This is a genomic window from Streptomyces sp. NPDC003035 (assembly GCF_042888285.1).
GTDB lineage: Bacteria > Actinomycetota > Actinomycetes > Streptomycetales > Streptomycetaceae > Streptomyces.
The window spans coordinates 1,215,782-1,238,367 of record NZ_JBIAPJ010000001.1 but is presented as its reverse complement, the minus strand read 5'-3'; the positions used below and the strand labels follow the sequence as shown (position 1 = coordinate 1,238,367).

Sequence of the window (22,586 nt, the reverse complement as noted above, 5' to 3'; positions counted from 1 at the left end):
GCAGAGCCCCCGGCACACGCAGGCGGTCGGAGCCTGCACGCGCCCGAGCTCAGACCTCCGGAACGCGGGCAAACCGTCCCGCCGTGCGGAGGTCCTCCTCGATCCGGGCGGCCGTGGCGCGCAGCTCGGGGAGGACGTCGTCGACGCACTCCCCGACACCGCGGCGGCTGCTGTGCATGGCCACGTTGACGGCGGCCACGACCACGCCCGCGCGATCGCGTACCGGCACGGCGATCGACCGGAGCCCCTGCTCCAGCTCCTCGTCGACGAGGGCGTAGCCCTGCTGCCGCACCCGCTCCAGGATCGCGGCGAGCTCCGCGCGCGAGGTGACCGTGTACGGGGTCAGGGCCTCCGGCTCGATGGACTCCAGCCACGCGGCGCGCGCCTCGGGCGGCAGGTCCGCGAGCATCACCCGGCCCAGGGAGGTGGCGTGGGCGGGGAAGCGGGTGCCGACGGTGATGTGGACGCTCATGACGCGACGGGTCGCGACCCGGGCCGTGTAGCGGACGTCGGCGCCGGCGAGCACCGCGAGGGAGGCCGAGTCGTGGACGCGCCGGGACAGTTCGGCGAGATGCGGCGCCGCGATCTGCGGGAGCGACATCCGCGAGAGGTGGGGGAAGCCGAGCGCGAGCACCCGGGGCGTGAGCCGGAACAGCCGCCCCTCGGTGGTGACGTAGCCGAGGTGCTCCAGGGTGATCAGGGCCCGCCGGGCGGTGGCCCTCGCGAGCCCGGTCGCTTCGGCCACGGCGGTCAGGGGCAGCGCGGACCGGTTCTCGCCGAAGGCGGTGAGGACCGTCAGCCCGCGGGCGAGGGACTCGATGAAGCCGCGGCCGAGTTCCTGCTTCGAGGCATGGGTCCAGTCGGCGAGGCCGGGGCCCGGCGGAACGGTCGCGGAGTCCCGCGCTCCGGCCGCCGCGGCAGGGGCGGTGACGTCCGCCGTCCCACCGGAGTGATCCCGCAGCAGCTGCTCCCAGGACGCCACGGCGGCGCGCAGCCGGGGCAGCATGGCCTCGCGGAGCGAGTCGGCGGTGTGGCGGCTGGTGTGGCTGACCACGCTGGCCACACAGGCCACGGTGCCCGTCGCGTCCCGTACGGGCAGGGCCAGGGCGACCAGGCCGGGTTCGATGAGCTGGTCGTCCAGGGCCCAGCCGCGCTCTCCCGCCCGCGCCGCGCGGGCCGCGAACTCCCGCTCGTCCGGCCCGTCTCCGGGCGGTACGGCGGGAAAGCCGGCGCTCCGGGGGTCGGCGGTCCTCCGGGCGCGCCAGCGCTGCCACTCCGTCCCGGTCCAGTCGGCGGCGAACAGCGCCCCTGGGGCGGTACGTTCGGCGGGCAGCAGATCGCCGATGCGGAAGCTGAGGGACATGGCGCGCCGACGGGTGGCCTGATGGACGAAGCGGATGCCGTCGCCGTCGGCGACCGCGAGGGAGACCGACTCGTCGAGTTCGTCGGCGAGCGCGTCGGCGGGGCCGCCGAGGAGGCCGGGCAGACCGAGGGCGGCCAGATAGGCGTTGCCGAGTTCCATCAACCGGGGGGCGAGGAAGACATCGCGGCCGTCGAGACGGACGTATCCCATGCGGGCGAGCGTGCCGGTCACCCGGTCCACCGTGGAGCGGGCCAGGCCGGTGGTGCGCTCCAGCTCGCTGAGGCTGAGCGCCCCGTCGGCGTCGGTGAGCCGGCGCAGCACGGCCAGGCCGCGCATCAGCGGCGCGACGGCCTCCTGCGGCACGCTCCGCTCGTGCGGTGCGTCCGGCGCCGGAGCGGTTTCGGTCGGTGGCATGGACTCTCCCTGACGGATCTCGGGGACACCGTAATGAATGGAGACGGAAGGGGCCCAGCACGTCCACGCCAGGGCGTTGACAGCCGAGCGACACGGGCGCAGACTCGGCCCACTCTTGAGTGAAGTTTATTTCACTATACGAACACGGAGAGCTCATGCACACCACCGTCGGGATCATCGGCGGCGGCCCCTCCGGGCTGCTGCTCGCCCGCCTGCTGCACAACGCCGGGGTCGACTGCGTGGTCCTGGAGTCCCGCGACCGCGCCTACGTCGAGCGCCGCCAGCGCGCCGGAATCCTCGAGCAGGCCACCGTCGACGCCCTGCGCGCCGCCGGGGCCGGGGCCCGGCTGGACGCCGAGGGCCTGCCCCACGACGGCATCGAGCTGCGCTTCGACGGACGCGCGCACCGGGTCGACTTCCCCTCGCTCGCCGACGGCCGCCGGGTCTGGGTCTACGCACAGACCGAGGTGGTCAAGGATCTGGTCGCCCTGCAACTCGCCGACGGCGGACCGCTGCTGTTCGACGCCGAGGTGCGGGCGGTGGAGGGCGTCGACACGGACCGCCCGACGATCCGTTACACCCACGAGGGCCGCGAGCAGACCCTGACGTGCGACTACGTCGTCGGCTGCGACGGCTACCACGGGGTCGCGCGCACAGCGGTCCCGGAGACGGAACGCTCGACGTACGAGCGGACGTACCCGTACTCCTGGCTCGGCATCCTCGCCGAAGCCCCGCCGGTGTACGACGAGTTGATCTACGCACACTCCGAGCGCGGGTTCGCGCTGGCCAGCATGCGGTCGCCGGCCGTGAGCCGGCTCTACCTCCAGGTGCCGAACGGCACCGACCCGGCCGACTGGTCCGACGAGCGCATATGGGACGAGCTGGACGCCCGGTTCGCGCTCGGCACGGAGCCCGGGTGGCGGCTCGATCGCGGCCCGGTCACCCAGAAGGCGGTGCTGCCGATGCGCAGTTCGGTGACCGAGCCGATGCGGTACGGGCGGCTGCTGCTCGCCGGGGACGCGGCGCACATCGTCCCGCCGACCGGCGCGAAGGGCCTCAATCTCGCCGCGGCCGATGTGATCGTCCTGGCTCGTGCCTTCTCCCAGTGGTCCGCCACCGGCTCCACGGAGCTGCTCGACGCGTACTCCGACACCTGCCTGCGCCGGGTCTGGCGCGCCGAGCACTTCTCGTACTTCATGACGACGACGCTGCACACCGATCCCGGGCAGTCGGTCTTCGACACCAGGCTCCAGCTCTCCCAGCTCGAACGGATCGCGACCTCACCGCACGCCGCGGCCGAACTGGCCCAGAACTATGCCGGGTTGCCGCTCTGATCGCGAGGGTCGACCGCGCGAGAGTGCGGCGAGAGCGCGGCGAGGGCCGGCCCTCGCCGCGCTCTCGGCTCGCTCTCGCCGCGCTCTCGGCTCGCGCGGGCCCTCAGTCCTGGGCCAGGCGGGCGGCGGGGCGGGCCTGGGCGTTCGCGGCGCCACCGCGACCGTACCGGCGGGCGAGCGGGACCAGGGAGATGGCGGTCGCGCCCACCAGCCCGGCCAGCGCGAAGGCGGTGAAGCCCCAGCCCTGGTTGCCGTTCGAGGCGAGCACGCCGACCAGCCACGGACCGACGACCGCACCGGTGCGGCCCACCCCGGTGACCAGTCCGAGGCCCGCGGCGCGCTCGCTGTCGCGATAGACGGTGCCGGTGGCCGCGTAGACCATGACCTGGGCGCTGAAGAGCCAGACGCCGGTGACGGCGACGACGACATAGGTGACACCGAGCGGCAGTTGGGCCTTGAGCAGAAGCGCGCCCGCCGCCGTGAGGACGAACCAGATCGCGGAGACGCGGACCGCGCCGAAGCGGTCGGCGGTGCGTCCGGCGATCAGCATGCCGACGATGCCGCCCGCGTTGATGACCATCAGGAAGCTGACCGAGGAGCTGAGTCCGTAACCGGAGGCGCGCATCATCTGCGGCAGCCAGGTGGACACTCCGTAGACGAGGAGCAGTCCGCAGAACGACGCCAGCCAGAGCAGCGGGGTGGCCCAGCGTGACTCGGGGCGGAACAGCGCCCGTATCGCGTCGATCCGGCCCTTCGCGCCGGCGGCCGGGGCCTGGACGGCGGTGGGGCGGGCGAGTCCGTAGCGGTCGGCGATCGCGTCGGCGCGCTCCCGCTCGCCGCGCGCGAGCAGGACGCCGGGCGACTCGGGCAGCAGCTTGAGGAGCAGCGGGACGGCGATGACAGCCGGCAGGACGCCCGCCCAGAAGACCCAGCGCCAGCCGGCGGCGGGCGCGAGGGTCAGCCCGAGGCCGGTCGCCGCCATGCCGCCCGCATGGTACGAGGTCATCAGGAGCCCGGTCATGAGGGCGGCCCGGCGGGGTGGGGCGAACTCCAGGACCATCGCGAGACAGAGCGGCATGAGTCCGCCGAGCCCGAGGCCCGCGACGAAGCGGCCGGCACCGAACAGGGTGACGTCTCCGGCCAGCGCGCAGAGGCCGGAACCCACGGAGAAGAGCACGACGCTGGCCACGAGCATGGGCCGGCGCCCCAGCCAGTCGGTGACGTTCCCGGCGGCGAGCGCCCCGACGAGCATCCCGAAGGTGGTCCAGCTGCCGATCGTGCCGGCGGCCGCGGGGGTGAGCCCAAAGCCGGCGTCGTCGAGCATGTGCGGCATCACGGCGCCGTAGATGTTCACGTCCATGCCGTCGAAGAACACGGCGAGCCAGCAGAGGGCCAGCACGGGGAAGACGGTGCGGAAGGTGTGGGGGGCGCGGGGCGGGGAGGAGGTGGAGGTCATGTATGTCCCTGAATCGCATGGCTCGTTCGCCTGGTGAATATTGCTTCACTGACAGGTGGCACGAGTGTCGGGGCGGGACGTACGGGTGTCAATGAGTGCGCACCCTCGGTGCGAGCGGCCCGTTACGGTGGACACGTGACGACACTCTGGAATCCGACGGACACCGGTGTACTGGAGTTGCCCTCCGGGCGCGTGGTGCGGGGTCGCGGGCTGCGGAACCCGCTGCCGGCGGGGCAGACTCCCGACTTCGCCGTCCATCTGCTCGGCAAACACCCGCCGGAGGTCTCCTGGGAATCGCGGTGGCTGCGCTGGCCGGACTTCCGCCTGCCGGCCGACCACGCGCAGGCCCGTGACGTCCTGGCCGAGGCGTGGGCCCGGGCCGCGTCCGAGCGGGTCGAGATCGCCTGCGGAGGCGGCATCGGCCGGACCGGCACCGCCCTCGCGTGCCTCGCCGTTCTCGACGGCGTACCGGCCGACCGGGCGGTGGATTTCGTCCGCCGCGCGTACCACCCCCGTGCGGTCGAGACGCCCTGGCAGAAGCGGTACGTACGGCGGTTCGCCGCGTAGGCGCGCCCCTGGCGGGCCGGGTCAGGCGGTCCGTGCGTCATGACGGCCGCAACCGGCAGAGGACCCCGTCCTCGCGCCGGCCTTCCCGCCTCAGCGGAACTCGTGGGCCACATGGATCTCGCCGACCATGTGGGCGTTGAAGTCGTCCAGCTCCTCGGGGCCGGTGGGGCGCCACAGGGTCGTCGTTGCCTGGCGGCTGGTCATGTGCATCGCTCTCTGAACGTAGTCCGCCGGTACGGCGGCGGGTCGGGGAACCGGACGATACCGGCGCCGCGAACTCGGAAGCCACGCGGTTTCCGCACCAGGCCGGCCGCGTGACCAGCAGTCACCGGGCGGGCGACCCTCAGGAGTCCCGGTATCGGTCCCGGACCTCTGGGCGTTGCCGGAAGCCGGCCGACGTGTACGTGGCGACGGCGCCGACGTTGGAGCTCGGGGTGCAGACGATCGCGCTCGACGAGCCCAGCTCCTGGAGTGCGGCCGCCGCGGCGACGCCGATCGCCTCGCCGTATCCCCGACGGCGGTGTTCCCGGTGCACGCCCATCGGTTCGAGCAACCCTGGCCTCCCCGGACCGGCCGACCACACCGTCACCGCCGCCACCGCGTCGCCCTGGTCGTCATACGCGACCAGACACCGGGCGTCGACGTACGGCGATCCGGCCGCCATCGCCCGCCAGTGCTCCTCCGTGAACCTCGACCCGTCGAACGCCGCCCCGATGTACGGCGGCGAACGCGTGGGCCCGCTCCGGCCCGACCACCTCGATCCGTACGCCCGGGTCGTCCACCGGCTCCGTGAGGTCGCGGCGCAGCGGCGTCCACGGCTCGTCGGTGTTCCAGCCGTCCTCGGACAGCAGATCGTGGACCAGTGCGCCCGTCGGCGCCTCGATGTTCGCCTTCCCCGCGGGCAGCACACCGCGGTCCGGCTCGGTCACGTCGTCGACCACCTGCTGCGCCAGCTCCTCGTCCCGCTGAGCGTCCGGGGCGATCGTCAGCCGCAACAGCCCGGGACCGTCCAGCAGTCCGGGACCGTCCAGCAGTCCGACGGCGAGAATCCGTCCGCACGGGGTTTCCGTCGGGCCGGCGTCCGACGACCGCAGGGACACGGCCTAAGGCGCCGCGGACACCTCGGACACCTGGGACGCGGAGAGTGCCTGAGGCGCCTGGGTCCGCAGTGCCGAGGCGTAGATCTCGTCGGGGTCGAGCCTGCGCAGCTCCTCCGCGATCAACTCGGCGGTCGTACGCACCTTCAAGGCGAGGACACGGCTCGGCTGGCCCGGGATCGACAGCATGCCCACCGGACCCTCCGGTCGGTCGATCCGGATCTCGCCGTCGGGCGTGCCGAGGCGTACGGCGGTGACGACCGGCCCCTCGCTGACGACCCGTTCGACCGGTACCCGCAGCCGGTCCTCGAACCAGCGGGCCAGCAGTTCGGCGCTCGGGTTCTCGGCCTCGCTCTCCACCGCGGCCGAGACGACGGTCGTCCGCGCCTGGTCCAGTGCGGCGGCCAGCATCGAACGCCAGGGGGTGAGCCGGGTCCAGGAGAGGTCCGTGTCGCCGGGGGCGTAGGAGGACGCACGGACCGCGAGGGCGGCGAGCGGGTCCTCGACGGCGTAGGCGTCGGTGATACGGCGCTGGGCCAGCGAGCCGAGCGGGTCCGTGGACGGCACGCCGGGGGCCTCGGCCGGCCACCAGACGACGACGGGGGCGTCCGGGAGCAGCAGGGGCAGGACGACGGAGTCGGCGCGGGCGCCGAGTTCGCCGTGCAGACGCAGAAGGACGGTCTCGCCCGCACCCGCGTCGGTGCCGACGCGGACCTCCGCGTCCAGACGCGCCTCGTGACGGCCCCGGGGCGAGCGGGCGTGGCGCTTGATGACGACGAGGGTACGGGAGGGGTGTTCGCGGGAGGCCTCGTTCGCGGCCTTCAGCGCGTCGTAGGCGTTCTCCTCGTCCGTGACGATCACGAGGGTCAGCACCATGCCGACGGCGGGCGTGCCGACGGCCCTGCGGCCTTCGACGATCGCCTTGTTGATCTTGCTGGAGGTGGTGTCCGTGAGATCGATCTTCATGGCCGGCGCCCGTTCCTTCTGTCGCGTGCGATCGCTGTAACGGTAAGCGTCCGGGCGAGCGGGGTTCTTCCCTTCCGCCCGGCGCGCGGACCGTCTCGTGCGGTGTCGGCCGACGGTGACCGTCGTGTCGTCGACGACGAAGGAAGTCTGCAGCATGGAGTGGTCGGTTCCGGTGAACTTCGGGGCACGGCCTGCCTGCCCTACGTGCCTACAGGGTGCGCGGGAGCGCCCGGCCCACGGCGCGAGGGAGGCCCCGCGGGGGCCAAGGCGTCAGCGCAGGAAGGCCGCCGTGGCCGCGACGAACCGGTCCGGGTCGTCGATCCACGGGTAGTGGCCGGCCCCCGACTGCACGACGAGTGAGGCGTCGGGGAAGAGTCCGGCGAACTCGGCCGTCGACGCGGGTGGGCTGTTGAGGTCGAACTCCCCGGCGAGCAACAGGACGGGGGCGCGGAACGCGGCGAGCGCCGCACGGGTGGCCGGCGGGTCGAAGGCGCCGTCGGCTCCGAAGCCGGCGGCCGCCTCCGCGTTGGCCGGCCGACTCGCCGCGTGGTGCTGCCGTGCCGCGGCGTCCCAACGGCCCCAGAAGAAGGGGGCGATGGCCTCCCAGTCGCCGCCCGTTCCCCCGGTGATCGCCTCCAGGGCGGCGAACGCCGCCGGAAACCACGGTTCGTCGCCACGGAGCCGCGCGCTCTCGCGCCGCATCTCCCCGGTGATCGTGACGCCGACGGCCGCGGTTCCGGGGGTGATCAGGGCCAGCCTGCCGACACGCTCCGGGTACCGGGCGACGTACCGCACCGCGAGGTTCGCGCCGCCGGAGTGGCCGAGGAGGTCCATGCGCGGCAGGCCGAGGTGCTCGCGCAGGGCCTCGACGTCGTCGACGAGGCGATCGCAGCGGTACGAGGAGGTGTCAGCGGGAATCGCGGACCGGCCGGTTCCGCGCGAGTCCGGAAGGATCAGACGGCGGTGTGCGGACAGGCCGCCGAGGTCGCCGAGGTAGCGGGAGTCAGCGGGTCCTCCGGAGATACAGACGACGGGGTCGCCGACTCCCTCCGTACGGTAGGCGAGGCGGGTTCCGTCAAAGGCGGGGAAGGTGGGCATGACGGGCTCCTTGCACGCACAACCAGGTTGTACAACCTGGTTATGACAGCAGTTCGGGTGGTGTATAACCGTGTCATGGCAGGCACAGAGGACACATACGGGAGCCACCCGCCCCCCGAGACGCTGACCGAGGAACAGGCGGAGCGGATGCTCGCCGCCATGAACGAGGTCATCCGGGCGGGCGAGGAGATGCGGAAGCTCCGCGCCGAGATGATCCAGCTGTTCGCCGGGCTCGGCTGGACGCAGGAGCGGATCGCCCGGCTCGCCGACATGAGCCAGCCCGCGGTGTCCAAGCAGGTGGCGAAGCACAAGCCGGCCGACCCGCTGCCGCCGGTGGAACTCTCCCTCGACCAGCACGACATCCCATGGCTCGAAGGACGCCTCTGGGGGCTGGCCGAGGAGATCGCGGAGTCTTGCCACGGAGCCGCGCGCTGCGCCCGCGCCGTCGACGCGATCACCCGCGGGAGGAAGCGTTTCACCCCGCAGAACGTCGACGAGCTGCGGCGCCTCGTCGAAGAGGACCTGAGGGCCCACCGGGACCGGCTGCCCGCCGCCTTCCAAGCCGCGTACGACGCCATCGGCCGGGGCCTCGACGTCCCCACGAAGGTGCCCCCGACCGCGTCCCCCTCGGTACGCCGTACCCTGGCCCACCGCATCCAGCGCGACCGCCTCGCGACCGCCTCCCGGACCCCGTGAGGTGGAGGGGCAGGGGATCGATGACGACGACCTTCGCCTCGCTCTCCAGCGCCTTGGCGACGGCCGCACCCCCGTCACCCCCGCCGATGACTGCCACCCGGTGCACCACCTTTGTGCCGCGGGGTCGGCGTGGCCGGTGACGGGGCGTCGGACTGGAGGACGGGTCGGGACGGGCAGGACGGGCGCAGCGTAGAGTGGGCGCGGGCGCGGTGTGATCATGAGGAGTACGAGTGACTGCGGTGAGCCTCGAGCACGCCACTGTCCCCGCCGATACCGGCGAGGTGACCCTGCTGATAGCCCGCCGGGTGGAGCCCGGATACGAAGCCGCCTTCGAACAGTGGGCGCAGGGCATTCTCGACAGCGCGGCCAGATTTCCCGGCCATCTCGGCTACGGCCTCTTCCGCTCCTCGGGAGGCGACGCCCCTTGGTTCCTCGTCCACCGATTCCGTGACGCGGAAGCCTGCCGGGCCTGGCAGGAGTCACCGGAGCGGGCGGCCTGGTTCGACGACTGCGAGGGGCACCACCACACCGAGATCGCACGTCGTCGGCTGACCGGCATGGAGACCTGGTTCGCCAAGCCGGGCTCGACGCGTCCGGCGCCCCCGCGGTGGAAGATGGCGATCAGTGCGACCCTGGCGATCTACCCGATCTCCGTGCTCGGCAGCTACTTCCTGATCCCCCACCTGACCGCGCTGCCCCTCTTGCTCAGCAGCGCGGTCATGGCGTGCGTCTTCAACGTCCTGATGACGTACGTGGCGATGCCGGCGGTGAGCCGGCTCCTGCGCGGCTGGCTCAGCGGGTAGGGCTCTGGCCCCACTCGACGTGGGCGGCCTGAGACGAGGGCGTCGGCCCGGACGGGGGCCAGGGCGACGGGGTCCGGTGCCGGTGCTGGTGCAGGTGCCGCTACGCACGCGCGGCGGTAGGGCTTCCGGCGGCAACCTGGGCGGTTAACCTGCTTGTCCGCTTGATGATCACGGGGTTATGGTCCCCGGGCACATATCGGGGGTCATCGCAGGCGGGGGACATGGCACACGACATCGACGCGCTTCCGAAGGGCGCGGGCGCGTGGGGGCAGGCCGTCGCGGCCGTGGTCTTGATAGCGGCACTCGGTGCCGGTGTGTTGCTGTTCCCGGACTCGTCGTCCCCGGTGAGCGGCCCGCAGCCGGTCACCTGCTCCGGCAGCGAGTCCGAGACCGCGCCGGCGGAGACCGGGAAGGCGCCTCAACGCGTCTCCGGGGCGCAGTTGTGCGAGGCGTTGCACCGCCCCGACCTCGCCGAACTCCTCGGCACTCCGGGCGATACGCCGAAGAGCGCCAGCGGCGGCAGCAGCACCTTCAAGCCCGTCGGCGGCAAGGAGGTCATCACTCCCTCGGCCCGCGTCGAGTTGGGGACCTACACGGTGACGTTGTCGGCCGCCTCCGACGGTCTCGCGGTGGCCGGATCCGCCGCCTACCTGGGCCCCGGCGCACAGGAGCGAACGGTTCTGGGCCGCCCGGCGGTCTTCTACGCGGAGCGCACCCTCAGCATCAGCTTCCGCCTCGACGGGGGCGACGCGCGCGGCGGTCCCGGCGTCCCGGCCCGCGCCCTCAGCGTGGCCCGGGATCCGAAGGACAGCGGTGGTTCGTTCGACCTGGCCATCTGGCGCGAGGACGGCGGATGGCCGGACGACGCGGCCCTGCTGCGCGTCGCCGAGAAGGTGCTACCGACCATCCCCGGCTGGTCCACCGCCGGGTGACGGCGGGGCCGACGCCCGGGCGCGTGTCCAGAGCCCGTGACCTCCGGCGTGCCATGAGCCCGCCGCTCGAGGCGTGCCCTGGGCCCGCGGCTCCGGCGCCTCCGGAGCCCCGCCACTCGGGGCGCGTCCTGCGTCTCGCCTCAGGATCGGGCCTTGCGCGTCCGCGAGCGGTTCTCCTTGCGGATCGCTTCCAGCAGTTCCGACCTGCTCATTCTCGACCGGCCGCTGATGTCCATCCGCTGGGCCAGGTCGTACAGGTGCTGCTTCGTGGCCTGTTCGTCGACGCCCTCACCGCTCGCGGCCGGCTGCTCCCGGGGCGTCGCGGCACGCGCGTCCGAGGGTCCCTTGCGGCCGTGCTCCTTCCGCTCCCAGTGGTCCGCGACCTTCTCGTACTTGTGCTTGAGCGCGCTGAAAGCGACCCGGTGCGCGCGCTCGCCCTCCCCGTACTGATCCACAGCCGAGTCGTGGGCCTTGATCCAGGTGCGCTGGGCGTCCTTGGGTGAGCGCTCCAGCGTCGAAGGAAGCTCTTCGCGTCCTGGCATGGTTCACCTCCGATGCGATGCGGGGCGCCTGCCCCGGCGCTCTCGTACGAAACGCCGCCGCATCGGGCCGGTCCCGCCTGCCCGCCCGGCCCTTTCACTCCGCCTCCGCCTCCGTGGGCGCTACGTCAGGGCGGCGCAGCGTGGAGATCACCTCGTTGTCGGAGACCTGCGCGAACTCCTCGTACCACTCACCGACGGACCGGAACGAACTCGGCCCGTGCAGGCACACGAGGTCGTCGGCCTCCCGCCCGATCTCCCGCGCGGCCTCCGGGGCGCAGACCGGCACGGCCAGGACCAGGCGGGCCGGACGGCGCGACCGCAGAAGGCGGAGCGCGGCTCGCGCCGTGACGCCCGTGGCGAGTCCGTCGTCGACCAGGATCACCGTCCGGCCTTCGACGTCGAGCGCGGGGCGCCCGTCCCGGTACAGCGCTTCGCGGCGGTGCAGCTCGGTCCTCTCCCGTGCCACATCGGCGGCGAGATCCTCCTCCGTGAGGCCGAGCATGCGCAGGGCCCGCGTGTCGAAGACCGGGGGGTCCTCCCCGGCGATCGCCCCGATGCCCACCTCCGGACTGCCGGGTGCGCCGATCTTGCGCGCCACCAGTACGTCCAGTGGCGCCTTGAGCGCCCTGGCGACCTCCGCGGCGACGGGCACTCCACCGCGCGGCAGGGCCAGGACGACCGCGTCGGTGAGGTCGCCGTCACCCGCCCGTTCGAGGAGCCGGAGGGCGAGTTCCTCACCGGCCTGACGGTGGTCGTAGAAGCGCATCAGTGGTCCTCCTTGGAAACGGAACGGACGACGTCGTAGCGATCGCCGACGTCCAGCGGCTCCAGGCTTTCGAGCGGGAGTGCGGAGTCCCTGGTCGGACGCGTGGGTGCTGACGTCGCCGCCCCCGCGAGGGAGGAGCTCATCGCGCGTCCTCCTCCTCGCCTCCGGGACGCAGGAACCACGCGCGCGCCGCCTCGGCGACCTCCTCCAGGGCTCCGGGCTCCTCGAAGAGATGCGTCGCTCCGGGGACCACATGCACCCGGTGCGACACGCGGAGCAGCCCCGCCGCCTCGCGGTTCATGCCCAGGACGGCCGTGTCGTCGCCGCCCACGATCAGGAGGACCGGTGCCCGCACCCGGCCCAGGGCGTCGCCCGCCAGATCGGGCCGGCCGCCACGGGACACGACGGACCGCACACGGCCGGGCCGCTCGGCCGCCGCCACGAGCGCGGCCGCGGCTCCGGTGCTCGCGCCGAAGAGCCCCAGGGGCAGATCCGCGGTGGCGGGCTGCTCACCGAGCCAGTCCATCGCGGACACCAGACGCCGTCCCAGCAGCCCGATGTCGAACCGGTGCTGGGCCGTCACCAGGTCCAGGCGCTCCTCCTCCGGGGTCAGCAGGTCCATGAGCAGGGTGCCGAGGCCCGACTCCTGCAGAGCCTCGGCCACGGCCCTGTTGCGGGGACTGTGGCGTGAACTGCCGCTGCCGTGGGCGAAGAGCACCACCGTCTCGGACCGCGGAGGAAGGACCAGGTCACCGGCTATCGCGGAGCCGTCGGCCGGTATGGACACCGCTTGCGAGGTCGCCACCGTCATCGTCTCCTTCCGGGCACCCTTCGGGCGCGCGGGTGTCCGCCATGGTGCGGGTTTCCCCTCCGCGGCCCGGTATGCACGAAGACGGGCCGGGTCAGGCCCGGGTCAGGTCCCGAGCGCGGCGATGTGGCTTCCGGTGAGCGGCGGGACCGTCGTCCGTCAGGAGGAGCGAGTGCCGCGACCGGTGCCCGACCTGCGTGCCGGGGCCGCAGCAGACGCCCTCCCGCATCCCGTCCACGGGGCGGACGCACCAGCCGTTGTGATCTTGATACGGAGACAATGGCCGGCATGACCGATGGGATACGGAAGGCATATCTGCGGGCCGCCGAGAGCGCTGTCCGTCTGCTCGCCACCGAGCAGGTGGCCCGGCGCTGGGAGACGGAGTCCGTGCTGCCGGGGATGTCGGTGGGTGGGCTGGCCGGTCACCTCGCGCGCAGTGTTCTGCAGGTCGAGTGGTTCCTCGACGGTCAGATCCTCGGCGCGGAACCGGTGTCGCCGGTGCGTTACTACGGGCGGCTCGTCGGCACGTCGGAGCCGGCTTCGGCGCTGAACGTCGGAGTTCGTGCGCGGAGCGAGGAAACAGCCGCGGCCGGCCCCGCCCAGATGGCCGAGGAGGCACGGGCCGCCTGGGAACGGCTGGCGCAGCGGCTGGACGAGGAGCCGGTGGACCGGAGGGTGGCCGTTCTCCACCGACCGGGCGAGGAGATGCTGCTCGACGGCTACCTTCAGACCCGTTGCGTCGAGTTGGCGGTGCACGTCGACGACCTGGCCCTGAGCGTGGACCACCCCTGCGAGGTGCCCGATGCCGCACTGGCCATCGCGGTGGACGTGCTCGTCGCCGCCGCGCGCGATCGGCACGGCGACCGGGCCGTCCTGCACGCGCTGGCCAGGCGCGAGCGGGACGTCGATCAGGCCCTGCGCGTGCTGTAGGCGGTCACGGTCCGGCCGCCCTCCCGTCAGGAGGTGTGCTCTCCCGACCGCGTGCCGGAGCGTAGCGCCAGCACGCACCACACGGCCGCCGCCATGATTGCGGCCGCGACCAACGCACCCAGCGCGGGAGCGTCCGGCCGCCAACCCAGCGAGAGCCGGGTGCCCAGCAGCGTGAGGAAGGCTGCGATCCGCCCCGGCGCGTAGACGGGAACCCGGGAAGCGGCGGCGCGCAGCGCGGTTGCGACCGCAAGACCAGTCGCGATCCAGACGCACAGGTAGGGCCAGACCACCCCTGGAGCGGCAGACGGCAGTCCGTACTCCTCCGGTCCGACACGGAACAGGGAAGTGCCCCAACCCAGGCCCACCCCAAGGGCGGTGATACCCACCAACCACAACGCGTGGCGCCGCAGCGGGCCGCGAGCCACCGCTTCCTCGTCGTCGGAGCCGGGGAAATCGAGAAGTTCCATCACGCCCTGAAGGACGTGGCTCGACGACCGCGCGTTGCCTCTCGGTTCGAGGAGGGCCTTCAGTTGGAGGAGAGGTCCCCGGAGAATCCCCACAGGAGCACCACACAGGCTGCGCACAGTCTTTCGAAAACTCCGTTAGCGTGACTCGCCGCGTGATTCCGATTGCGAACGTGATCGAGCCGTGGCCCCACCGGGTCGGCGGCCTGTCAACTCAGGAAGACCCGAGATGGACTACTGCTCCTCGTGTCGTCGGCATCTCAACGGCGCCCTCGTCTGCCCCGGATGCGGCGCCTACGCCCCGGACATCGCTCCTGTCGTCGCCGACGGTCGCCTCGTCTCGGCATCGGGCACGACGGCATCGGCGACGTCGGTGACGACGCGTGAGGCCGCGGTCGGGACGCAGCCGAACCGGACGCTTCGGAGCGACGCGCCCGAGGATCTCGAGGGCGTGCCGATCGCACCCGAGGGACGGGCGGCACGGCGCAGACAGCGTGCCCGGTGGAAGAAGAACCAGCGCCGGGCGGTGGTCGCGACCGCCGTCGCACTCGTGGGCGGCGGTCTGACCGTGAGCGCGATGGACCGGCAGGCCGGCGACCGGGCGCAGGCGGCCACGGCACCACAGGACCCGGGCGTGGACACCGTCGAGGAGCAGTCGGCGCAGGACGCCCGCCCCGCGTCGATACCTCCGCACACCCGCCCCTCCTCGTCCACGCCTCAGGACGAGCAGCCCACGCCGGACGTCCCTCGCCGGCAGTCCGCCACGGTCGCCCCGCCCACGACTCCGTCGAACACCCAGCGTGGGCCCGCCTCCTCGACACACACGAAGCCGGCCCCGGTCTCCCAGCCGAAGAGCACGTCGCCGGCCTCCACACAAACGGCCCTCGACCGCGCGAGCGGCTCGGATGCCACCGCAGCTCCGGCAGAGGCACCCGCGGCCTCGGACAGCACAGGCGCCGACACCGGCACCGGCACCGGCACCGGCACCACGGGATCGGAAACGTCACAGGCGACCACCAAGCTGATCTCGACCTCGCCGTCGGAGATCTGTGTGCTCGTGGTGTGCCTGCCCGCCTCCTGACCTTGATCGCAGGCTCCCCGTGGCACCGGCCCACTGCACCTGGGCGGCCTACCTGGCCGTGATCGTCGTGTACGCCTCCCCCGGCCCCGGCGGTCTGATCCACGGCCGTGTCGGCAGCGTGGGCAACCCGCCCTCGTTCAGAGCGAATTCGGGCAGCGACACCCCGGACATCGCCGCTATCGCGTCCAGGGCACGGCACTCGTCCGAGCGGTCGGGGCCGGGCCCCGCGGGGTCCGGGAACAGATGATCGCGGCGGAGCGCGGCGGGGAGTGTGCCCGTCCGGTGGCGCTCGGCCTTGTGAACCGTGAAGGAGTACCGCTGCTCACCCTCCTCGGCGCAGGCGAAGTGGAACAGGCCCGGCTCCGACCAGACCGTGAGGGCGCGCGTGCCATGGGACAGCTCGGTGCCGGGGGGGGGCGTCAGGCGGGCGGCGGCAGCGGCACGCCCGAATGACGCGCTGGTCGTGGCTCCTATGCCCAGGCCGGTGTCCAGAGAGCGGCGTCGGAGTGTTCGAGCCGCCCGGAGAAGAGGTGGTGGCGGAGCGCGGCGAGTGTCGGGTGCGGGTTGTCGCGGTGCCACAGCAGGGAGTGCGGGTAGACCGGCGTCGGATCCTTCACGGCGATGCGCCGCAGGCCCTGGTCGGCGGGCCAGACGAGGCGGGTCCGCTCCCCGACCAGGGTCGCCAGTGATCGGGAGTCGGCGATCGTGTCGAGCAGCGGCTCGGTGCCGAAGTCGGGGCCGGTGATCTCGATGGTGAGAGCGAACGCGGTGGCGAGCGCTTCGTAGTAGGCGGCCCACTCGGTTCCGGGAACGATGCCGGGCATCCAGATCCGGTGTCCGACGAGGCCGGTGGGCGTGACCGCGCGGACGCCCGCGAGTTCGTGGGCAGGACCGGTCAGGAGCTGAACGGGCTCGTCGAAGACCCGGGCGACCCCGATGTCGTCGGGGAGGTGCCCGCCGGGCGTGGTGACGGCGCGGAAGGTCGCGTCGATCGTGCCGGACCGGACGGCGTCGATGGCCGCGTCGGCGTCGAAGAGGGTCACGACGTCGAGCTCGATCCCGGGATGCGCGCGGTGGAAGTCGCGCAGCAGTGATGCCGGGGCGAGCCGTCGGCCGATCACGTCGACGCGCAGCGCGCGGCGGCCTGGTCGTACGGAATTGATCGCCCGCTCCTCGGCCCGTAGGAGCTCGCGGGCGTGGGGCAGGAACGCCTGTCCGTCGATGGTGAGCTTCGCTCCGCGCGCCGTGCGGGTGAACAGCCGCGCGCCGAGGCGCTTCTCCAGCGCGGCGATGCGCTTCGAGACGCCCTGCTGGGTGATCGACAACTCGACAGCGGCGTCCTGGAACCGCCCGGCGTCCGCGACGATCACGAAGGTGCGCACGGCGTCGAGATCCATGCCGGTCACGATATCCGCACAACGGATGGTTGTGCTCTCCTCGCTGATCGTTGTTTGATCCGGACACCTGCTCTTCGCTTGGATGCCCACGGTCAGCGTGTGGTTGTCCGGGTCGGCGAGGGGTGCGGGGCATGGCGAGGAGGCGGGCGCTGGGGAGGCGGTTCGGGTGGTTGTGGGCGGCGTTCGCGGTCAGCTCGTACGGGACAGGGTTCGGGTTCGGTGCCCTGCCCCTGATCGCGGTCCTGGTGCTGGACTCCGGGCCGGCCCAGGTGGCCGCGCTGGCCGCCACCGGCCGGGCCGTGGGGGCCGTGGTGGCGGTGCCGCTCGGCCCGTGGGTGGAGTTCCGCCGTAAACGGCCGGTCATGATGGCGATGGACCTGACCCGGTTCGCGGCGTTGATGAGCGTCCCCGCCGCGTTCGCACTCGGCCGGCTCGGCTTCACCCAACTCCTCGTCGTCTCCGTCGTCGTCGCCGCGGCGGACATCGCCTTCAGGGCGGCCGGCGGTGCCTATCTGAAAGCACTCGTGCCGCCGGAGGACCTGCTCGTCGCGAACAGCCGCTTCGAGGCCACGACATGGACCGCGACCATGGTCGGTCCCCCGCTCGGCGGGGCCGCGATCGGGCTGTTCGGTCCGGTGACGACCTTGGTCGCCGACGCCGTGAGCCACCTGCTCTCGGCCCTGGGCATCCGCGCCATCGGCGGGACGGAACCGCGCCCCGCGCGGAGCGGTGCACCGCGGCTGCACGCCCGCGATCTGCTCGAAGGGTGGCGCCACATCCTCGCCCACCCTGCGCTGCGCCCGCTGTTCCTCAACGCGATCGCGGTCAACGGCCTGATCATGGCGTCCGAGCCGCTGCTCGCCGTACTCCTGCTGGACCACTTCGGGTTCGCGCCCTGGCAATACGGTCTCGTGTTCGCGGCTCCCTGCATCGGTGGCCTCATCGGCTCGCGCCTCGCGCACCGGCTCGTGGCGCGGTTCGGGCGGCACGAGGTGATGCGCACCGCGGGCACGCTCCGTGTGTGCTGGCCCCTCGGGCTGGCGTTCGTCCAGCCCGGTGTCCCCGGGATCGTCCTCGTCATCGCCGTCCAGTTCTGCCTGGTGACCTGCTGCGGCCTGTTCAACCCCGTACTGGCCACCTACCGGCTCGACCACACCGGCCCCGACCGGGTCGCCCGCACCCTGGCCGCCTGGTCGATCAGCAACAACGCCGCCATCGCGGCCCTGACCGCGCTGTGGGGACTGCTCGCCGCCGTCGCCGGCCCCCGCGCCGCCATCGCGGTCGCCGGAGTCCTCCTCCTGGCAACTCCGCTGCTGCTTCCGCGCCGCGAGCAGGCGCCGCCGGGCAGGCGCGGGGCCGGAGCGAAGGACGTCGTCGGTCCTGTCTGAGGCCGTCCCCCGAGGACCGGCTGGACCGCCGGAGCCGCCGTCGGGCCGCCGTCGGCCTCCGTCGGGCCTCAACCACCGGCCCGTAACCGGTGGTTCTGCCGATGCCTCGAACGCCCGCTGCCCGGACATTGGCCGAACCAGTCATTCCACGGCTCCGCGACGGCCCCCGCCGGCCGGAGCCGTACACGACACGAGAGGACGACTCCGTCGTGAAACGACACTTCGCCGCAGCCGCAGCGGCCGCCGTCTGCTGTCTCACCATGCTCACCGCGCCCGGCGCCCAGGCCGCCGACAACCCGTACGAGAGGGGCCCCGCTCCGACCACCGCGAGCATCGAGGCGCTGCGCGGCCCGTACTCCGTCGCCGAGTCCAGCGTCTCCTCCCTCGCCGTCACCGGCTTCGGCGGTGGCACCATCTACTACCCGACCTCGACCGCCGACGGCACGTTCGGGGCGGTGGCGATCTCCCCCGGCTTCACCGCGAGCCAGTCGTCCATCGCCTGGCTCGGGCCGCGCCTGGCCTCCCAGGGCTTCGTCGTCTTCACCATCGACACCAACACGACGATGGACCAGCCCGCGAGCCGGGGCCGGCAGCTCCTCGCCGCGCTCGACTACCTGACCGAGCGCAGCGCGGTCCGGGGCCGCATCGACAGCACCCGACTCGGCGTGATGGGCCACTCGATGGGCGGCGGCGGCAGCCTGGAGGCGGCCAAGAGCCGGCCGTCCCTTCAGGCCGCCATCCCGCTGACCGGCTGGAACACGGACAAGACCTGGCCGGAGATCGCGACACCGACGCTCGTCATCGGCGCGGACGGCGACACCGTCGCGCCCGTCGCCAGCCACTCGGAGCCGTTCTACGAGAGTCTGCCGAGCTCACTCGACAAGGCGTACCTCGAGCTCAACAACGCCAGCCACTTCACGCCGAACAGCTCCGACACGACGATCGCGAAGTACAGCGTCTCCTGGCTCAAGCGCTTCATCGACAACGACACCCGCTACGAGCAGTTCCTCTGCCCGATCCCGCGGCCGAGCCTGACGATCGAGGAGTACCGCGGCACCTGCCCGCACGGCTCCTGACCTGGGCCCGGGGCGTCCCTGCTCCGGGCCGCCCCGCCCCTGGTCCCGGCATCCGGCGCGTGTCCGCCCGGGTGCCGGGGCCACGCCCTTGTGCACGCTCACAGGGTGTGGCCCCTGCGCCTGGGCCGTACCCCAACACCCGCGCCGGCGCTCGGCTTCGTACCCGTGAGGAATCGGGGTGCGGGGTGCCACCGACCGGGGTGCGGGCTCTTCCGTGGAAACCTACGGAGCAGTAACGTGACGCCCGTGAGCGGAGGGACGGGCGCGGCCGCTTCTCCGCGGCTGCACGACAGAAGAACCGAACTCGCCGCCGTGGCCGCTCTGTCGGCCCGTGTGTACGCGGGTTCCGGCGGCGTTCTGCTGATCACCGGCAGCCCGGGCATGGGGCGCACGGCGCTCCTCACCCAGGCCGTCCGGGACTTCGACGGCGTGGCGCACCTGGTGCCCGCGCCGCCCGGGAACCGCGTGCCGTGGAGCGGAGTGCGGGCGTTGCTGTCCGTCTTCGGCAGCACGCCTGCGGAGGTACGGCACGCGCTGCGGGCCGCGCGGGGCCCGGACGGCCTCGTGAAGGCGCTCTCCCGGCTCTCGCCCGGACGGCGCCTGCTGCTCTGCGTCGACGACCATCACCTGTGGGACGCTCACTCCCGTGCCGCTCTCGCCTCGGCGTGGAGCCCCGGAGGCGGCCTGCCGGGCGTGGGCTGGATCGTCTCGTTCGCCCGACATCACCGCCCACCGGCCGTACGGGGGGCGACGGTCCTGCGACTCGAACGCCTCGACCGGGCCGGGGCGAGCGCGCTGCTGGACGATCTGTGCCCGGTGCCCGCGGCGGAGCCCGTACGGGAACGGCTGCTCCGGGAGGCGGCGGGACACCCCGGCATCCTGGCCGCGGCGACCCGGCGCCTGTCCTGGGCGCAGCTCGCGGGCGCGGAACCGTTGCCGCGCTCGTTGACCGACGGGAGCGTGCTCGGCGAGGTCTACGGCAAGCTCCTGGACTCCCTGCCCGTGGAGTGCAGGCGCCTGCTCGCACTCGTGGCGGTGGCGGGCGACGGCCCGCAGGAGGGACCGGACGAGCGCGTGGTGCGGGCGGCCGGAGTGGCGAGGGGCGCGTCGGGAGGCGCCGCGTCGGGAGAGGGCGCGTCGGGAGGGGGCGGCTCGGTCTGGGCTCAGGGGCGGGAGGCGCACGAGCTGGGGCTCGACGGATCGGTGACGGGCGGGCCTGAGTTCGAGAGGCCCGGGTCGGCGGGGCCTGAGTCGGACGGGCCTTGGCCCAGGTCAGCGGCGCGCGAGTCGGAGAGGCCGGGTGGGGACGGGTTCGCCTCCGAACCGTGGGACTCGGACCCGCGCGGACGGGCGGTCGAGGCCTCCGCCGTCCTCGCCGCCGCCCGCGCCGCCCGCACCTCGCCCGAGGCTCTCGACAGCCTGATCGCGGACGGACTGCTCAAGGAGACCCGTACCACCCTCCGCTTCGCGGACCCCTTCCTCCGGCGTGCTGTGCTCGCCACGACACCCGTGGCATGGAGGCGTTCGACCCGCGCCCTGTTCACGGTGGAGCAGGATGACGACCCGCCGCCGCGCCCCCGCTCCGTACCTCACCGGCAGGACGCTTCCCCCGGCCGCGCCGTCCGACTGGCCGAACCGTCCCGCCCGAAGCGGGACGCGCACCCCGACCGCGCCGCTGCCGCGCGGGGGGCGGTGCCCGCGCCCCGTACCGCGAGCGCGAGCGACGGCCGCACCGGCAGGGGGAGGGCGACGGCGGTTCAGGCGTTCCCGCTGCTTCCCGGTCTACGGCACCGGGCGGACCGCTTCCGCGCCCCCGAAGGCGTCCACGCGCGCACCGACGTGGTCCGGGGGCGGGCGGAGCTCGCGCGCGGACTGACCGCGCTCGCCGACGGGCCGGTCGCCGACGCCCACCAGGCGCTGCTCCTGGCAGCCGCGCTTCTCGAGGCCGAAGCCCCGGCCGAGGCCGCGGACGCTCGTCTTCTGGCCATGGAGGCCGCCTGGGCGGCCGGGGATCCGGTGGCCTGCCTGATCGCCCTCGGCGACGCCGACGACGACACCGACAGTTCGGACTGGGGCCCCGGCTCCGACTCCGGCTCCGGCTCCGGCTCCGGCTCCGGCTCCCGCGATGGCTACGAGGTCGGCGAGCGTCACAGTGGCGCCTCGGCGGATGCCGAGCGGGACTTCCTCGACGGCATGCGCGCGGCGCTCGCCGCCCGACTGCCCGAGGCACGTGCTCCCCTGGCGCGCGTGGTGGCGCGCGACGGGGAGGCCGACGACCCGAGGATCCTGCTGCGGGCCGGTTCCGCCGCACTCGTGCTGGGGGACATGGCGTCGGCGGCCCGCATCCACGGTCGCGCCCTGGCGGTGGTGAGGGCGGAGCGCCGTACGGCCCTGCTGCCGCGCGTGCTGGAGTACCTGGCCTACGCCGAACTCCGGGCCGGCCGCCACGCCCGCGCGGGAGCGCACGCCCGCGAGGCCCTCCAGGCGTCCCGGCTCACCGGACAGCGCAACATGGCGGCCCATCAGCACGCCGTACTCGCCCTCGTCGCGTCGGTCACCGGCCACCCGGACGCCGTCGAGGAACACGCGGAGAAGGCCCTCGAACGCGCCCGGCCGCACGGACTCGCTCAGGCGATCACCCTCGCGGAATGGGCGCTGGCCCGCGCGGACCTGGCCCGGGGTCTCGGGGCACAGGCCGCGGCCCGCCTCGCCCAGCTCGTGGGGCCGGGGCCCCGGGGCGGGCACTTCGCCCTGCGGATGCTCGCCGTGCCCTGCTACGTCGAGGCGGCCGAAGCGGCGGGCCGGACGGGTGAGGCACGGGCCGCGGCGGAGGAGTTCGCCGTCTGGGCGGCGGGAGGGGTGGATCCGCACGCACCGGCCCAACTGGCGCGCTGCCGGGCGGTGCTGGCGGAGCCGGAGGAGGCCGCGTACTGGTACGGGGAGGCGATGCGGTGCCACGACGAGTCCGGCAGCGATTTCGAGCGTGCCCGGACCCTCCTGTCGTACGGCAAATGGCTCCGGCGGCGCAGGCGTCCGCTGGAGGCCCGTGCCCGGCTGAGCGACGCACTGGTCACCTTCGAGCGGGCGGCCGCCGGAGTCTGGGCGGACCAGGCCCGGGCGGAGCTCCGGGCCACCGGCGGAGCGATCGGCGGGCCCCGCTCGCCCGTCACGGCGGACGGCCTGACACCGCAGCAGCAGCGCATCGCACGGTTCGCCGCGGAGGGCGCGACCAACAGGGAGATCGCGGACCGGCTGTCCATCAGCCCGCGGACGGTCGACCACCATCTGCGGAACGTCTTCGCCCGGCTGGGCGTCCGTTCCCGGGTCGAACTCTCGCATGCGCTCCGCCGGGCGGAGGAGGGGACGACGAACCCCTGAGGCCGGTCATCGGCCCAGGATCCGCTCCCG

The 22,586-nt window shown here is 73.3% G+C and carries 20 protein-coding genes and 1 pseudogene; 10 read left to right on the top strand and 11 right to left on the bottom strand.

The window, feature by feature from the left end; genetic code table 11:
* Window positions 1–49: 49 nt before the first annotated feature.
* Window positions 50–1,777: an IclR family transcriptional regulator C-terminal domain-containing protein gene (locus tag ACFYV5_RS05515; RefSeq protein WP_389164668.1), complete on the bottom strand. Its 1,728-nt coding sequence runs from the start codon at window positions 1,775–1,777 to the stop codon at window positions 50–52.
* 155 nt (window positions 1,778–1,932) lie between these two features.
* Here ACFYV5_RS05515 and ACFYV5_RS05510 point away from each other — a divergent pair, with 155 nt between their 5' ends.
* Window positions 1,933–3,111 (top strand): 4-hydroxybenzoate 3-monooxygenase, encoded by a 1,179-nt coding sequence (locus tag ACFYV5_RS05510; RefSeq protein ID WP_389164665.1) that lies wholly within the window; start codon window positions 1,933–1,935, stop codon window positions 3,109–3,111.
* A gap of 103 nt (window positions 3,112–3,214) precedes the next feature.
* Here the strand turns inward: ACFYV5_RS05510 and ACFYV5_RS05505 are convergent, their stop codons facing one another.
* A complete protein-coding gene (locus ACFYV5_RS05505; RefSeq protein ID WP_355109549.1) occupies window positions 3,215–4,567 on the bottom strand; it encodes an aromatic acid/H+ symport family MFS transporter in 1,353 nt (450 codons plus the stop codon).
* Window positions 4,568–4,702: 135 nt separating this feature from the next.
* Between ACFYV5_RS05505 and ACFYV5_RS05500 the strand changes: the two genes are divergently transcribed.
* The gene (locus tag ACFYV5_RS05500; protein WP_389164660.1) at window positions 4,703–5,134 is read left to right on the top strand and encodes a protein-tyrosine phosphatase family protein; all 432 of its coding nucleotides are present in this window, start codon (window positions 4,703–4,705) and stop codon (window positions 5,132–5,134) included.
* Window positions 5,135–5,477: 343 nt separating this feature from the next.
* On the opposite strand, the pseudogene ACFYV5_RS05495 reads toward ACFYV5_RS05500, so the two are convergent.
* The 3 genes and pseudogenes from ACFYV5_RS05495 to ACFYV5_RS05485 form a co-directional block, all read right to left on the bottom strand.
* Window positions 5,478–6,189: pseudogene (locus ACFYV5_RS05495) on the bottom strand (GNAT family N-acetyltransferase); the annotation flags it as partial.
* 48 nt (window positions 6,190–6,237) lie between these two features.
* A complete protein-coding gene (opcA, locus tag ACFYV5_RS05490; protein WP_389164657.1) occupies window positions 6,238–7,197 on the bottom strand; it encodes a glucose-6-phosphate dehydrogenase assembly protein OpcA in 960 nt (319 codons plus the stop codon).
* A 270-nt stretch (window positions 7,198–7,467) separates the two neighbouring features.
* Window positions 7,468–8,295, bottom strand: coding sequence for an alpha/beta fold hydrolase (locus ACFYV5_RS05485; protein ID WP_389164655.1), 828 nt, complete (start codon window positions 8,293–8,295; stop codon window positions 7,468–7,470).
* Window positions 8,296–8,370: 75 nt separating this feature from the next.
* Between ACFYV5_RS05485 and ACFYV5_RS05480 the strand changes: the two genes are divergently transcribed.
* From ACFYV5_RS05480 to ACFYV5_RS05470, 3 genes are all read left to right on the top strand, one after another.
* On the top strand, window positions 8,371–8,991 hold the full coding sequence (locus tag ACFYV5_RS05480; RefSeq protein ID WP_389164652.1) for a sigma-70 family RNA polymerase sigma factor: 621 nt from the start codon (window positions 8,371–8,373) through the stop codon (window positions 8,989–8,991).
* A gap of 230 nt (window positions 8,992–9,221) precedes the next feature.
* Entirely contained in the window at window positions 9,222–9,794 is a 573-nt protein-coding gene (locus ACFYV5_RS05475) for an antibiotic biosynthesis monooxygenase (protein WP_355109561.1), read from the top strand.
* Window positions 9,795–10,015: 221 nt separating this feature from the next.
* On the top strand, window positions 10,016–10,726 hold the full coding sequence (locus tag ACFYV5_RS05470; RefSeq protein WP_389164649.1) for a DUF6215 domain-containing protein: 711 nt from the start codon (window positions 10,016–10,018) through the stop codon (window positions 10,724–10,726).
* Between the two features lie 140 nt (window positions 10,727–10,866).
* On the opposite strand, the gene ACFYV5_RS05465 is transcribed toward ACFYV5_RS05470, so the two are convergent.
* The 4 genes from ACFYV5_RS05465 to ACFYV5_RS05450 all read right to left on the bottom strand — a co-directional run bounded on the left by ACFYV5_RS05465 (window position 10,867) and on the right by ACFYV5_RS05450 (window position 12,845).
* A complete protein-coding gene (locus ACFYV5_RS05465) occupies window positions 10,867–11,268 on the bottom strand; it encodes a ChaB family protein (protein ID WP_355109565.1) in 402 nt (133 codons plus the stop codon).
* Between the two features lie 94 nt (window positions 11,269–11,362).
* On the bottom strand, window positions 11,363–12,034 hold the full coding sequence (locus tag ACFYV5_RS05460) for a phosphoribosyltransferase family protein (RefSeq protein WP_355109567.1): 672 nt from the start codon (window positions 12,032–12,034) through the stop codon (window positions 11,363–11,365).
* Entirely contained in the window at window positions 12,034–12,177 is a 144-nt protein-coding gene (locus ACFYV5_RS05455) for a hypothetical protein (RefSeq protein WP_389164646.1), read from the bottom strand. Before ACFYV5_RS05455 ends, ACFYV5_RS05460 begins: the two co-directional genes overlap by 1 nt.
* Window positions 12,174–12,845: a dienelactone hydrolase family protein gene (locus ACFYV5_RS05450; RefSeq protein WP_389164643.1), complete on the bottom strand. Its 672-nt coding sequence runs from the start codon at window positions 12,843–12,845 to the stop codon at window positions 12,174–12,176. Before ACFYV5_RS05450 ends, ACFYV5_RS05455 begins: the two co-directional genes overlap by 4 nt.
* A 285-nt stretch (window positions 12,846–13,130) precedes the next feature.
* On the opposite strand from ACFYV5_RS05450, the gene ACFYV5_RS05445 reads away from it, so the two are divergent.
* The gene (locus tag ACFYV5_RS05445; RefSeq protein ID WP_355109573.1) at window positions 13,131–13,772 is read left to right on the top strand and encodes a maleylpyruvate isomerase N-terminal domain-containing protein; all 642 of its coding nucleotides are present in this window, start codon (window positions 13,131–13,133) and stop codon (window positions 13,770–13,772) included.
* A gap of 26 nt (window positions 13,773–13,798) precedes the next feature.
* On the opposite strand, the gene ACFYV5_RS05440 is transcribed toward ACFYV5_RS05445, so the two are convergent.
* Window positions 13,799–14,239, bottom strand: a complete 441-nt coding sequence (locus ACFYV5_RS05440; protein ID WP_389165090.1) for a hypothetical protein — start codon at window positions 14,237–14,239, stop codon at window positions 13,799–13,801.
* A 226-nt stretch (window positions 14,240–14,465) separates the two neighbouring features.
* Here ACFYV5_RS05440 and ACFYV5_RS05435 point away from each other — a divergent pair, with 226 nt between their 5' ends.
* A complete protein-coding gene (locus ACFYV5_RS05435) occupies window positions 14,466–15,317 on the top strand; it encodes a hypothetical protein (protein WP_389164640.1) in 852 nt (283 codons plus the stop codon).
* Window positions 15,318–15,787: 470 nt separating this feature from the next.
* Here ACFYV5_RS05435 and ACFYV5_RS05430 read toward each other — a convergent pair whose 3' ends face one another.
* On the bottom strand, window positions 15,788–16,714 hold the full coding sequence (locus tag ACFYV5_RS05430) for a LysR family transcriptional regulator (RefSeq protein WP_389164636.1): 927 nt from the start codon (window positions 16,712–16,714) through the stop codon (window positions 15,788–15,790).
* 131 nt (window positions 16,715–16,845) lie between these two features.
* Here ACFYV5_RS05430 and ACFYV5_RS05425 point away from each other — a divergent pair, with 131 nt between their 5' ends.
* From ACFYV5_RS05425 to ACFYV5_RS05415, 3 genes are all read left to right on the top strand, one after another.
* Entirely contained in the window at window positions 16,846–18,102 is a 1,257-nt protein-coding gene (locus ACFYV5_RS05425; RefSeq protein ID WP_389164633.1) for an MFS transporter, read from the top strand.
* A 260-nt stretch (window positions 18,103–18,362) separates the two neighbouring features.
* Window positions 18,363–19,178 carry an alpha/beta hydrolase gene (locus ACFYV5_RS05420; RefSeq protein WP_389165087.1) on the top strand — a complete coding sequence of 272 codons (816 nt, stop codon included), beginning with the start codon at window positions 18,363–18,365 and terminating at the stop codon, window positions 19,176–19,178.
* A gap of 246 nt (window positions 19,179–19,424) precedes the next feature.
* Window positions 19,425–22,556, top strand: coding sequence for a LuxR C-terminal-related transcriptional regulator (locus tag ACFYV5_RS05415; protein WP_389164631.1), 3,132 nt, complete (start codon window positions 19,425–19,427; stop codon window positions 22,554–22,556).
* Window positions 22,557–22,586: the final 30 nt, after the last annotated feature.